The organism is Streptomyces sp. NPDC001536, from assembly GCF_042894505.1.
Classification (GTDB): domain Bacteria; phylum Actinomycetota; class Actinomycetes; order Streptomycetales; family Streptomycetaceae; genus Streptomyces.
Window position 1 is genome coordinate 1 of record NZ_JBIAVQ010000007.1, and the last position, 13,232, is coordinate 13,232.

The window sequence follows — 13,232 nt, forward strand, 5'->3', positions numbered from 1 at the left end:
CTCCAGTCGTCCAACCCCGCCGTCATCGCGTTCCTGCGCGAGTACGAGGACGACCTCGTCCTGTGCGTGCACAACTTCTCCCGCTTCGCACAGCCCACCGAACTCGATCTCCGTGTTTTCGACGGACGCCACCCCGTGGAACTCATCGGAGGGGTCCGCTTCCCCGCCATCGGTGAACTGCCGTACCTGCTGACCCTGGCAGGACACGGCTTCTACTGGTTCCGGCTCGCCCGAGTCGCATCCCGCATCGGCCGCCGAGCTTGAGCGACCGCCGATGAAAGGAGGCGTCACCATGCCGAAGACCGCATTCCCCCATCCAGGCGGCACGACCGCCACCGGGCCCATGGCCTCGCTCGCCGGGCTGCTGCGCGAGTGGCTGCCCCGGCAGCGCTGGTTCGCGGGCAAGGACCGGCCCGTCACGGACCTCTCACTGCTGTCCATGACGGAGCTGTTCCCGGGCTGTCTGCATCTGCTGGTGCAGACCGCACACACGCCCGTCCCCGCGCCCGGCGGCACCACCGCCACGGCCGGCGACTGCTACCAGTTGCTGCTCGGCGTACGCAAGCACCTGTCGCCGCGCCTGGGCCGCGCCCTCATCGGGCGGGCGGAGGACGGGCCGCTGGCCGGGCTGACGGTCTACGACGCGCTCCAGGACCCGCGGGTCGCACAGCTGCTCCTGGAACGGCTGCGGCACCCCGGCACGGCGGGCCCCCTGAGTTTCGAGGCCGACCCGTCCGTGTCCGTCCCCGCGGGACTCGTGCCGCGGATGCTGGACGCCGAGCAGTCCAACTCCTCGCTGGTGTACGGGGACTCGTTCATCCTCAAGGTCTTCCGGCGCATCCAGCCCGGCGTCAACCCCGACCTGGAGGTCCCGGGCGCGCTGGCCGGGCAGGGGTGCCGACGGGTGCCGGCACCGGTCGCCTGGTTCCGGACGACGCACCCGCAGGAGGCGACGCTGGGCGTGCTCCAGCCCTTCCTGCCCGACGCGTCCGACGGCTGGACACTGGCTCTCCAGGCGCTCGCCTCCGGCGACGACTTCACGGCGCAGGCCCGCGAGTTGGGGCAGGCCACGGCGGAGGTGCACCTCGCGCTGGCCTCGGCCTTCCCGGCCCGGGCACATGCCGAGAACGGCCGGACGGCGACCGCGATGACCGAGCGGCTCGGCGCCGCCGCGCACTGCGTACCGGCTCTCCAGCCGTACGTCCCCGCGCTCCAGACCGCGTTCGCCGCCCTCACCACCTGCGACCCCGGTCCGCCCGCCCAGCGCATCCACGGTGATCTGCATCTGGGGCAGGTGCTGCGGGCCGGCCGCGAGTGGTTCGTGATCGACTTCGAGGGTGAACCCTCCCGTCCCCTCGCCGAGCGCCGCAGCACCCACTCCCCCGTGCGCGACATCGCCGGGATGCTGCGCTCCTTCGACTACGCCGCCCGCCAGCGCCGCCCCTGGCGCCCGGAGTGGGCGCGCCGCTGCCGAGAGGCCTACTGCGCGGGATATGCCTCGCTCGCCGGGTGGGACCCGCGCAAGAAGCACGGTCTGCTGCGCGCCTACGAGACGGACCGCGCCGTGTACGAGGTGCTGTACGAGGCCCGGCACCGCCCCGACTGGCTGCCCGTGCCGATGGCGGCGATCGAACGTCTCGCCGTGAGAGGAGCCTGACGTCATGGCACTGCGCGACATCACACCCCCCGAGGCCGGCGGCCCGCTCCCCTGCCGGGCCGCACCTCCCCTGGACCCCGCCGACCGCACGCGGTTGCTGTCGGGCGCCCACCACGACCCGCACGCGTTGCTCGGCGCCCACCCGGTACCGGGCGGGATCGCCTTCCGGGCGCTGCGGCCCTTCGCCCGTGCCGTGGAGGTGGTCGTCGACGGGGAGCGCAGCAGCCTCTCGTCCGAGGGCGACGGTCTGTTCTCCGGCGTACTCGCGCTGGAGGCGATTCCCCCGTACACCCTGCTGGTCTCCTACGAGGACGACGCCGGGCAAGAGGTGCACGACCCGTACCGCTTCCTGCCGGCCCTCGGTGACATCGACCTGCATCTCATCCGCGAGGGCCGGCACGAGGAGCTGTGGAAGGCCCTCGGTGCCGAGCCCATGACCCATCAGGGCGTGACCGGGACCCGCTTCACGGTGTGGGCGCCCAACGCACAGGGCGTGCGGGTCACCGGGGAGTTCACCTGCTGGGACGGGACGGCGTTCCCGATGCGCTCCCTCGGCGCGTCCGGGGTGTGGGAGCTGTTCCTGCCGGGGATCGGCGAGGGCGCACGGTACAAGTTCGAGATCACGTCCCGCTCCGGCGACCGCTTCCTCAAGGCCGACCCGATGGCACGCCGTGCCGAGGTGCCGCCCGCGACGGCGTCCGTGGTGACGGCCTCCCACTACGAGTGGGGCGACCAGGAGTGGCTGGCGCGGCGCGGGGACGTGCCGGTGCACGAGGCTCCGTTCTCGGTGTACGAGGTCCATCTGCCGTCCTGGCGACCGGGGCTGACGTACCGTCAACTCGCCGAGCAGCTCCCGGCGTACGTCAAGGACCTCGGGTTCACCCATGTCGAGCTGATGCCGGTCGCCGAGCACCCCTTCGGCGGCTCCTGGGGCTACCAGGTCACCGGGTTCTACGCGCCGACCTCGCGGCTGGGCTCGCCGGACGACTTCCGGTATCTGGTGGACGCGCTGCACCGGGCCGGACTCGGTGTGATCATGGACTGGGTTCCGGCTCATTTCCCCAAGGACGACTGGGCGTTGGGGCGGTTCGACGGGGAGCCGTTGTACGAGCCGGGAGACTCGCGGCGGGCCGAGCATCCGGACTGGGGGACGTACGAGTTCGACTTCGGGCGGGTCGAGGTGCGCAACTTCCTCGTCGCCAACGCCGTCTACTGGTGCGAGGAGTTCCATATCGACGGGCTGCGGGTGGACGCGGTCGCCTCGATGCTCTACCTCGACTATTCGCGCGACTCCGGTCAGTGGACGCCCAATGTGTTCGGCGGGCGCGAGGATCTGGACGCGATGGCGTTCCTCCAGGAGATGAACGCGACCGTGTACCGGCGGGTGCCGGGGGTCATGACGATCGCCGAGGAGTCCACCGCGTGGGACGGGGTGACGCGGCCCACGGAGAGCGGCGGACTGGGCTTCGGTCTGAAGTGGAACATGGGCTGGATGCACGACTCCCTGGGCTACATCCAGCACGAGCCGGTCCACCGCAAGTACCACCACCACGAGATGACCTTCTCGATGGTGTACGCGTACAGCGAGAACTACGTCCTGCCGATCTCCCACGACGAGGTCGTCCACGGCAAGCAGGCACTGGTGTCGAAGATGCCGGGCGACTGGTGGCAGCAACGCGCCACCCACCGCGCCTACCTCGGCTTCATGTGGGCCCACCCCGGCAAACAACTCCTCTTCATGGGCCAGGAGTTCGCCCAAGGAGCCGAGTGGTCGGAGGCCGACGGCCCGGACTGGTGGCTCCTCGACCCCGGCTACGGCGCCGAGCCCGATCATCGCGGGGTACGGGATCTCGTCCGCGACCTCAACACCGTCTACCGCGCGACGCCCGCTCTGTGGCAGCGGGACACGAGCCCCGACGGCTTCCGGTGGATCGTGGGAGACGCGGCAGACGACAACGTCTTCGCCTTCCTCCGCCTCGACGCCGGTGGAGCCCCCCTGCTCGCCGTCTCGAACTTCTCCCCCGTCGTCCGCCACGACTACCGGCTGTGCGTCCCGGGTGACGTCCCGGCCTGGCGGGAGGTCCTCAACACCGACGCGGAACGCTACGGCGGCGGTGGCGTCACCCGGTCCGACCCGGTGAAACCGGAGGACGGTGTCGTACGGCTCACTCTGCCCCCGCTCGCAACCGTGTGGCTCTCGCCCGTGTGATCAGCCGTCCGCTGGGCAGTCGGGCCGTACACCTAGTCGTCACGGCAGAAGGGCGGCATCACGTGCGCACCGTCGGAGTGGAGGAGGAACTCCTCCTGGTCGCCCCGGAGACCGGCGAACCACGAGCGCTGTCGGCCGCGGTGCTCGCCCGTGCCGCGCACGACGGCCCGAACGGTGGCGTCTTCGAGAAGGAGCTCCACAACCAGATGCTCGAGTTCGCCACCCATCCCCAGTCGGAGATGGCGGAACTCGGCGCGGAGATCGTCCGCTGCCGCAAGGAGGCGGCCCGGCACGCCGGGGAGATCGGCTGTGCGGTGGTCGCCCTGGCGTCGTCGCCGCTGCCGGTCAGCCCTTCGGTCGGCATGGGGCAGCGCTATCAGTGGATGGCGGAGCAGTACGGCATCACCAGCAATGATCTCGTCCTGGGGTGTCATGTCCATGTGTCCGTCGAGTCCGACGACGAGGGCGTCGCCGTGATCGACCAGATGCAGCCCTGGCTGCCGGTGCTGGCGGCGCTGAGCACCAACTCCCCGTTCTGGCAGGGTGAGGACACGCGGTACAGCAGCTATCGCAGCCGGGTGTGGCAGCGGTGGCCGTCGACCGGTCCGACCGAGGTGTTCGGCTCGGCCGAGTGCTATCACCGGCGGGTGGCGGACATGGTCGCGACCGGCGTGATCCTCGACGAGGGGATGATCTACTTCGACGCCCGGCTGTCCCGGCGCTATCCGACGGTGGAGATCCGGGTCTCGGACGTCTGTCTGCACGCGTCCACCGCCGCGCTCATCGCCACCCTCGCCCGCGCCCTCGTGGAGACGTCGTCGCGTGACTGGCGCGCGGGCCGCAAGCCGTGGGGACACAGTGTGAGCCTGCTGCGACTGGCCGCCTGGCGGGCCGCCCGGTCCGGCCTGACGGAGGAGCTGCTCCACCCGGCGACCATGCGGCGGCTGCCCGCGGAGACGGTCGTACGGGCACTTCTGGACCACGTCGGCGACGCACTGTCCGACAGCGGTGACCTCGAGCGAGCGCGGGAGGGCTGTGCCGAGTTGCTGCGGCACGGCAACGGCGCGCGCATCCAACGGGAGCTGCTGGCGCGGACCGGAAGCCTGCGGGAGGTCGTCACGGAGTGCGTGCGCCACACGCAGGAGTAGAGCGGTCCCCGGACCCCCGGCCCCTCCCCGGTCATCAAGTCGGTTCCAGTTGTCGAATACCCGCATCGAACGCGCTCACCTCGGCTAGATTCGGGCACCGCCGATAACAGTTCTCATCGGCGGAGTCACACCCCGTACACACCAGGAGCAGCGCATGCGCGACGTCGCCCTCGCTCCCCCGTCCGTCTCGCCGCTGACGGGCGGACTCGCCGACAGCGTCTTCGAGACAGCCGCCCGCAACCCCACCGTCCCGATGCTCGCGCGCCGTCCGCACCCCTCCGCCACGACCTGGGAGGAGGTGACCGCGGTGGAGGTGCGCGACGAGGTCGTCGACCTCGCCAAGGGCCTGGTCGCCTCCGGGATCGCCCCGGGCAACCGCGTGGCGATCATGGCGCGCACCCGGTACGAGTGGACGGTTCTCAGCCATGCGCTGTGGGCCGTCGGCGCCGAGGTCGTGCCGATCTATCCGACGTCCTCGCGCGATCAGGTCGCCTGGATCCTGCGGGACGCGGACTGTGTCGGCGTGATCGTCGAGGACGAGCAGAGCGTGATGACGGTCGGCTCGGTGTGCGCGTCACTGCCGCGGCTGCGCCATGTCTGGCAGCTGGACGACGGGTCGCTGGAACAGCTCGTGAAGCGGGGCGAGTTCATCCCGCTCACCACGGTCGAGTCGCTGCGTCGCATCGTGATGCCGGACTCCACCGCGGCCGTCGTCTACACCTCCGGCACGACGGGCCGGCCGCTGGGCTGCGCGCTGAGCCACCGAAGTCTGGCGAGCGCCTGCGACACCCTGCTGGAGGGGTGGGGCCACACCGTGGTGCCGCCGGGCGGTCAGGGCTCGGTCCTCGCTTTCCTGCCCTTCTCCCATGTCTACGGCCTGTTCGTGCAGAGCCTGTGCATCCGCGGCGGCATGGTGATGGGCCACGAGCCGGATCTGAGCCCCCAGACGCTGTCGGCGTCCCTGCTGTCGTTCCGGCCCACGTACTTCTGCGGCGTACCGTCGCTCTTCGAGAAGATCTACAAGAACTTCCTGCGGATGGCCCAGCAGGCGGGCCGCGGCGCCCTGTTCGAGCGGGCCGCGGAGACGGCACGGGACTTCGCGGGGGCCGTCGAACGCCACCGGCTGGGGCTGGGGCCGGGTCCCGCCCTGGATCTGCGGCTCCAGCACGCGCTGTACGAGCGGACGGTGTACCGCAGACTGCGGGCCGCGCTGGGGGGCCGGGTGCTCCGCGCGGCCTCGGGCGGGTCGCCGCTGGGCCGCGAACTCTGCCTGTTCTACGAGGGCATCGGCCTCTATGTGAACGACGCCTACGGGCTGACGGAGACGAGCGGCGGCGTCACGGCACAGCCCGTGGGCCGGGAGAAGGCGGGCACCGTCGGCCGGGCCCTGCCGGGCACGGACATCCGGGTGGCCGACGACGGGGAGATCCTGGTGCACGGCCCCTCGGTGTTCCAGGGGTACGTCAACGACGAGTCCGCCACCCGCAACGCGCTCGGCAGCGGCTGGCTGGCCACGGGCGACCTCGGGCGGCTGGACGCCGAGGGCTATCTCACGATCACCGGCCGCAAGAAGGACGTCGTCATCACCAGCGGCGGCAAGAGCGTGGCGCCGGCCTTCCTGGAGCAGCGGCTGCGGATGCATCCGCTCATCCATCAGGCGGTCCTCGTGGGGGACAACCGGCCCTGTGTGGGCGCCTTGATCACCCTGGACCCGGAGTTCCTCGCCCACTGGCGCGGCGGACTCGCGATGCCGGGTGACGCGCCGAGCCGGGAGGCGCGCGAGGCGAACGCGCTGCGGGAGGAGATCGGGCGCGCGGTGGCCGCGGCGAACAGTTCCGTGTCCCGTTCGGAGTCCATCCGCGTCTTCCGGGTGCTGCCGGAACCCTTCGACCGCACGAGCGCGCTGCTCACCCCGTCGATGAAGCTGCGTCGCGACGCGATCGTCGAGCACTACGCGTTCGAGATCGACGCGATGTACCAGGCACGCTCGCGCGCCCCGCGGCAGCAGCTGCCGGACGAGGTCACCGGCTGGGACGACTCGGACAACGTGTTCCGGTGACCTTGATCGGGTCCCGGGAGTCCGATTGACCTCAGCGACCCCGGGAACCCGCAGAAGTGGCGCCCACGAGGAGCGCCGGACAGGACTGGCACGCGAACCAGGCAGGAAGCACCATTGGCCTCCGTGGAGATCCCGAGTCGCACCATGAGCTTTGCCGGTGAGCCGCAGAGCGTCACCGCTGCGCGGATCGCCGCGGACGAGTTCCTGTACACGCTCGCGCAGGCCTCGGCGCCTGCGACGCCCGAGCACTGGGACGACATCCTGCTCGTCGTCACGGAGCTGGCCGCCAACGCCGTCCAGTACGCCCCGGGCCCTTTCGACCTGTCCATGCGCCGCACCTTCGACGGCGTCCATGTGACGCTGCACGACACGAATCCCACACCGCCGGCCCCGCGTTCCTTCCATCCCAGGACCGGTGGCGGCGGTGTCGGATGGCATCTGATCCACGCCCTGTGCGACCAGGTGAGTGTGGTGACGGAGGGCAACGGCAAGGACGTGCACGTGTTTCTGCCCTGGTGAGACACACGACATTCACTCGCAGCCGGTGCGCGGGAGCACCGCGACGGGCAAGGTGGTGCACGACGCGTTCGTCTGGCTGCCGCGCCCGGCTGGCGGAACGGCTTGAGGCACGGTGGGATCGATGTTGCGAAGCGGAGATCCAGGGCAGGCGAACGGCATCCGACTCGGACCGCCGGAGCCGCAGAAGGGAAGAAAGACCGTGACACGACCCAGGATCCTGGTGGTTGGCGCAGGCTTCGCCGGCGTGGAATGCGTTCGCCGGCTGGAACGCAAACTCGCCCTCGACGAGGCCGACGTCACGTTGGTGACGCCGTTCGCCTACCAGCTCTATCTTCCGCTGCTCCCCCAGGTCGCCTCCGGGGTGCTGACGCCCCAGTCGATCGCCGTCTCGCTGCGCCGCAGCAAGAAGTACCGCACCCGGATCATCCCGGGCGGTGCCATCGGCGTGGACCTCAAGTCCAAGGTCTGCGTCATCCGCACCATCACCGACCAGATCATCGACGAGCCGTACGACTACATCGTGCTGGCCCCCGGCAGCGTCACCCGCACCTTCGACATCCCCGGCCTCACCGATCACGCCTTCGGCATGAAGACACTCGCCGAGGCCGCCTATGTCCGTGACCACGTCATCGCGCAGCTCGACCTCGCCGACGCCAGCCAGGACGAGGCCGAACGGGCCTCGCGGTTGCAGTTCGTGGTCGTCGGCGGCGGCTACGCGGGCACCGAGACCGCGGCATGTCTCCAGAAGCTCACCCACGCCGCCGTCAAGCGCTACCCGCGTATCGATCCCGGGCTCATCAAGTGGCACCTGATCGACATCGCGCCCAAGCTGATGCCCGAGCTGGGCGACAAGCTGGGCAGCGCCGCCCAGCAGATCCTCACCAAACGCGGCATCGAGATCTCGCTGGGCACGTCCATCGCCAAGGCGGGCCCCGAGGAGGTCACCTTCACCGACGGCCGGGTGGTCCCGACCCGCACCCTGATCTGGACCGCCGGCGTGGTGGCGAGCCCGCTCATCGCGACGCTGGGCGCGGAGACGCTCCGCGGAAGGCTCGCGGTCACCGCCGACATGAACCTGCCGGGCCACGACGGGGTGTTCGCGCTCGGCGACTCGGCCGCGGTGCCCGACGAGGCCAAGGGCGAGGAGGGCGCGGTCTGCCCGCCCACGGCCCAGCACGCGATGCGGCAGGGCAAGCACGTCGCCGACAACGTCATCGCCACCCTGCGGGGACAGTCGACGACGCCGTACAGCCACAAGGACCTCGGACTCGTCGTCGACCTCGGCGGCAAGGACGCCGTGTCCAAGCCGCTCGGCATCGAACTGCGCGGTCTGCCCGCCCAGGCCGCGGCCCGCGGCTACCACTGGGCGGCGCTGCGCACCAATGTCGCCAAGGTGCGCGTCGCGACCAACTGGACGCTCAACGCGCTCGCGGGCGACGATTTCGTGCGCACCGGCTTCCAGGCCCGCAAGGCCGCCAAGCTGCACGACTTCGAGTACACCAACGCGTATCTGACGCCGGAGCAGGTCCAGGCGCACGTCGAGGGGACGGACCGTCAGGAGTAGTCCGCTCGGGGCGCGGGAGACGGGTCGTCCGGGGCGGGCGCGGCTGCGGGACGTGGTGGCCGCGTCCGACCCCGGACTGCTGCGGCTGGCGGCCGGGCTGCGGACGGTGGGCGCCATCGCGCTCACGCTGGCCGTGCTGGGCCTGGCGGGGGCCGAGGTGCCCCATCTGGTGGCGGGGGCGATCGCGGCCATGGTCGCCACCTTCGCCATCCGGGAGAAGCAGCGCGCCCGGCAGGCCGTCACCCTCGCGCTGGGCCTGCCGGTGGCGCTGGCCGCCGTCACCCTCGCCGCGCTGCTGCGCTCCCATGTGGTGGCCGGCGACCTGTTCTTCGTCGCGTTGATCTTCTGCGCCGTCTACGGGCGCCGGTACGGCGACCGGGGCACCTCGCTCGGACTGATCGGGTTCCAGGTCTACTTCGCGTCCCTGTTCGTCGGCGCCACCGTCTCCGCGTTGCCCCAGCTCTACGGCACTCTCGTCGTCGCCTTCCTGGCCAGTGCCGTGGCGCGATTCGCGCTCGTGCCCGAGACGCCTTCGGGGATGCTGGAGCGGCTGCGGGGGGCCTTCCGGGCCCGGCTGGCCCAGCTGGTGGCGGCGCAGCTGGAGCTGCTGGACGCGGCGGGGCCGGAGGAGGCGGAGAAGGCTCTGGAGCATGTGCGCGACGGCACGGCCCGGCTGCACGAGACGGCGCTGCTGATCCAGGGCCGGCTGGAGGAGGGGACCGCCGACGAGGCGGTGGCGCGGCTCGTGCAGCGGCGGGTCGCGGACGCCGAGGTCGCGGCCGAGCGGCTGGGCCTGTTGCTGCTGACCGCGCGCAGCGCCGAGCGGGCGGACACGCTCACCCTGCATCTGCCCGGTGCGCCCGTGCCGCCGGCCGGGCCGCTGCCGGTGCGGGACCAGGCGAAGGACACCCTGCGGCGCGATCTGGAGGCGCTGCGACTGCTCGTCCTGCGGCCGGTCTCCGCGCGGCCCGGAACGGGGCTCTCCCAGGTGCGCAACCGGCTGCTGGGATACCGGGACGAGGAGAACCTCCCGGCCGCGCCACCGGCTGTCCAGGACGTCTTCCGGGGCATCGGCGAGGCGAGCCGCGCGGTGCTGGGGCTGCGGATCGCTCTCGACGGGCCGCAGGACGAGTCCGACGACAGCCCGGCCACGGCCCGTTCGCGTGAGGAACTGGACGCGGAGGACGCGGCCATCGACGCCGGCGAGGAGCCCGCCCAGGAGGCACCGGCGGGGTTGCGGCGGCCCACGACTCGGGCGGCCGTACAGGTCGCGGTGGGGTCGTCGCTGGCCATCGTGGGCGGTGAGCTGCTGTCCAGTCAGCGCTGGTACTGGGCGGTGCTGACCTGCTGGATCGTGTTCATCAACACCGCCTCCACGGGCGAGATCCTGGTGAAGGGCTACCGGCGGCTGCTGGGCACCGTGCTCGGGGTGGTGGCCGGCATCGGCCTCGCGGGGCTGGTCGGCCACCACACCTGGACGGCGTTCGCGGTGGTGCTGGTCTGCGTCTTCCTGATGTTCTACACGGCGCCGCTGTCGTACACGCTGATGTCCTTCTTCGTCACCGCCGCGCTGGGCGTGCTGTACACCCTGCTGCACACCTACAGCCTGTCGGTGCTGGTGCTGCGGGTGGAGGAGACGGCTCTCGGGGCGGCCTGCGGGGTCCTCGCGGCGGCGCTGGTACTGCCGGTGCGCACGGACCGCCGGACGAACGACCTTCTCGTCGAGGTGCTGGACCGGCTCGCGGAGGTCACCGAGACGGCGGTGGACCAGCTCAGCGGCGGGCCTCCGGCCGAGCTCCTCGACAAGGCCCGCGACCTGGACCAGGCGCTGGCCGACCTGCGGGCCGCCACCCAGCCGCTCACCCACCCCGTCACCCCGCTGCGGGCCCGGCGGGACACCGCGCGGTACGTCGTCGCGCTGCTGGAGACCTGCGCGTACCACGCGCGTGCCCTGGCCGCGACGGCCGAGCTGCTGCCCACCCACCCGTCGATCGCGGCGGATCCCCGGCTCCGTGGGGCGGGGCGGCGCATCCTGCACAACATCGGTGCGACGGCGGCCCACGTCGCGGACGAGCGGTCCACCGAGGAGGTGGAGACGGGGCCGAGCATCGCTTCCCTGCTGGAGCCCGCCGTCCCCGGGTCACCGCGCTTCGGCCGGGTCACCGACCGGGTGCTGCGGCATCTCCAGCGGCTGGACGAGGGTGTGGTGGGGCTGGCCCGCCCGCTGCGGGTGCCGGTGGCGCGGCCCAAGGGCTGACGCCGGGGCGGCTCACACCTTGCGCCAGCGTGCCATCGCGAAGGAGAAGAGGCCGAACAGCACCAGGCCGACGGCCACGAGGGCCAGCAGCCAGGGGCCGAGCGGGGTCTCGGCGAAGGAGCGGAGCGTGTCGTCCAGGCCCTTCGCCTTGTCGGGTTCGTAGTCGACGGCGGCCCGTACGGCGAAGGCGCCGGCGGCCGCGAACACCAGCCCGCGGGCCGTGCCGCCGCCCACCCCGGTCACGTCCACCAGCCGCCGTACCCGCGGCGACATCTCGCCGAGCTTGAACTTGTCGCGGTAGGAGCGCATGACGGCCCGGGCGGCGAGCCACACACCGGCGACGGCGATCCCCACGCCGGCCGCGCCGACGATCCACTGCCCGGCGGGCATGTCCAGGACCTTCGCCGTGACGTCCTTGGACTGCTTGTCGCTCGATCCGCTGCCACCGCCGCTCGATCCCGCGCCCGCCGCGAACGAGATGACGGAGTAGGCGACGAACGCGTAGAACACGAACCGGGCCAGCGCCAGCAGGCGCTTCTTCGCCTTGCGTCCGTCCGGGCCGACCGAGCCGAACACCACCTCGGACAGCCGCCACAGCGCCATGCAGACCAGGCCGATGCCCAGGGCCCACAGCAGGACGGCGCCGAAGGGCTTGTCCGACAGTTCGGCGAGCGCGCCGCCGCGGTCGGCCTGGCGTTTCCCGTCGCCGAAGGCGATCTGGAGGGCCAGCAGGCCGACCAGCAGATAGATCACGCCGCGTGCGACGAGTCCCGCGCGGGCGGCACCCTCCGTCGCCGAGCGGCGGGTCGAACGCCGGGCCGCGATCCGGCCTGTCCATGCGCTGGCAGTCGAGTTCATTTTCGGCCTCCCGCACTCCGAATGCCCCGGTCACGGCCATGCACACACCGCGGGCCTACGGCTGGGCGCTCCCGTTGCCCAGGGCGTGCAGGTGCTCCAGTGCGTCCAGGACCACGGTGCGCTCGTGCCAGACGAGCCATTGACCCGCCTGCGCGCCCACCGCCTCCAGCGCCTTGAGCTGCGCCGTCGTCAGTCCTTCCAGGGTGTGGTCGACGTGGGCGGAGACCATGCCCACACACCGGCCGGACGGGGTGGTCAGCGGCACGCTGTGGCAGGCCCGGCTGCCCGCCGCGAGGATCGCCTCGCGGGCGGACGCGGTGAAGACCGGATCCGCCTCGACGTCGTGCACCGTGACCTGGGCGACGTCGCGTGCGGCCTGCGCACAGGACGTGCCCTGCTCTCCGACATGACTGAAGAAGTCGACGAAGTCGTCCGTGAGTCCGGTGTGCGCCTCGATGCGCAGGCCGCCCCTGACCCGGTCGACGAGCTGGACGTTTCCCATGTCCGTGCCGACCACGGCGAGCGTCTGGGTCAGTACGGCCTTCAGGACGCCGCCGCGGTCGCCGGGCCCGACCCGCCGTGCCGCCGGGAAGCCCAGGGCGGGCTGGGCCAGCCGGGCGCGCCGTGGGAACCACAGCGCGTCCCGGTCCTGGGGGCGCGGGGCGGACAGCAGGGTCTCGGCCAGGGTGCGCATCTTGACGTTGTACCGCTGGGACGCCAGCCGCATGAGCGTGAACGCCCTGTCCGCGTCGGCCAGGGCATACCGCTCGCGCAGCATGCCCTGTGCCTCCGCGATCAGGGCGTGGGCGCGGGCCCGGGCGCGCAGATCGCGCACCTCGGCCCGCAGCCGTTGGTTTTCGTCGTGCTCCGCTCCGTCGTCTGCGGCTGTCCGTGCGGGCTCCGTCATGGGACTCCTCTGTTCCGTTCTCCCGAAACAGACGCCTGCCCGCATCCCGCCCGG

At 71.7% G+C, this 13,232-nt stretch carries 10 protein-coding genes; 8 read left to right on the top strand and 2 right to left on the bottom strand.

Annotated elements, in window-relative coordinates; all coding sequences use genetic code 11:
* The 8 genes from ACFY0U_RS19930 to ACFY0U_RS19965 all read left to right on the top strand — a co-directional run.
* A partial coding sequence (locus ACFY0U_RS19930; protein WP_388637228.1) for an alpha-glucosidase C-terminal domain-containing protein occupies positions 1–264 on the top strand: 264 nt, incomplete at its 5' end.
* Between the two features lie 28 nt (positions 265–292).
* A complete protein-coding gene (locus ACFY0U_RS19935) occupies positions 293–1,657 on the top strand; it encodes a maltokinase (protein WP_388637231.1) in 1,365 nt (454 codons plus the stop codon).
* 4 nt (positions 1,658–1,661) lie between these two features.
* Positions 1,662–3,866, top strand: a complete 2,205-nt coding sequence (gene glgB, locus ACFY0U_RS19940; RefSeq protein WP_388637234.1) for a 1,4-alpha-glucan branching enzyme — start codon at positions 1,662–1,664, stop codon at positions 3,864–3,866.
* Positions 3,867–3,928: 62 nt separating this feature from the next.
* Positions 3,929–5,014 carry a glutamate--cysteine ligase gene (locus ACFY0U_RS19945; protein WP_388637237.1) on the top strand — a complete coding sequence of 362 codons (1,086 nt, stop codon included), beginning with the start codon at positions 3,929–3,931 and terminating at the stop codon, positions 5,012–5,014.
* Between the two features lie 154 nt (positions 5,015–5,168).
* Positions 5,169–7,073, top strand: coding sequence for an AMP-dependent synthetase/ligase (locus ACFY0U_RS19950; RefSeq protein WP_388637240.1), 1,905 nt, complete (start codon positions 5,169–5,171; stop codon positions 7,071–7,073).
* A 144-nt stretch (positions 7,074–7,217) separates the two neighbouring features.
* Positions 7,218–7,592, top strand: coding sequence for an ATP-binding protein (locus ACFY0U_RS19955; protein WP_388638249.1), 375 nt, complete (start codon positions 7,218–7,220; stop codon positions 7,590–7,592).
* A gap of 220 nt (positions 7,593–7,812) precedes the next feature.
* The gene (locus ACFY0U_RS19960) at positions 7,813–9,156 is read left to right on the top strand and encodes an NAD(P)/FAD-dependent oxidoreductase (RefSeq protein WP_388638251.1); all 1,344 of its coding nucleotides are present in this window, start codon (positions 7,813–7,815) and stop codon (positions 9,154–9,156) included.
* Positions 9,157–9,208: 52 nt separating this feature from the next.
* Positions 9,209–11,413: an FUSC family protein gene (locus tag ACFY0U_RS19965; RefSeq protein ID WP_388637243.1), complete on the top strand. Its 2,205-nt coding sequence runs from the start codon at positions 9,209–9,211 to the stop codon at positions 11,411–11,413.
* A 12-nt stretch (positions 11,414–11,425) separates the two neighbouring features.
* Here ACFY0U_RS19965 and ACFY0U_RS19970 read toward each other — a convergent pair whose 3' ends face one another.
* Positions 11,426–12,271: a DUF1206 domain-containing protein gene (locus ACFY0U_RS19970; protein ID WP_388637246.1), complete on the bottom strand. Its 846-nt coding sequence runs from the start codon at positions 12,269–12,271 to the stop codon at positions 11,426–11,428.
* 55 nt (positions 12,272–12,326) lie between these two features.
* Complete coding sequence (locus tag ACFY0U_RS19975; RefSeq protein WP_388637249.1) at positions 12,327–13,178, bottom strand: ANTAR domain-containing protein; 852 nt, start codon at positions 13,176–13,178, stop codon at positions 12,327–12,329.
* Between the last annotated feature and the right edge of the window lie 54 nt (positions 13,179–13,232).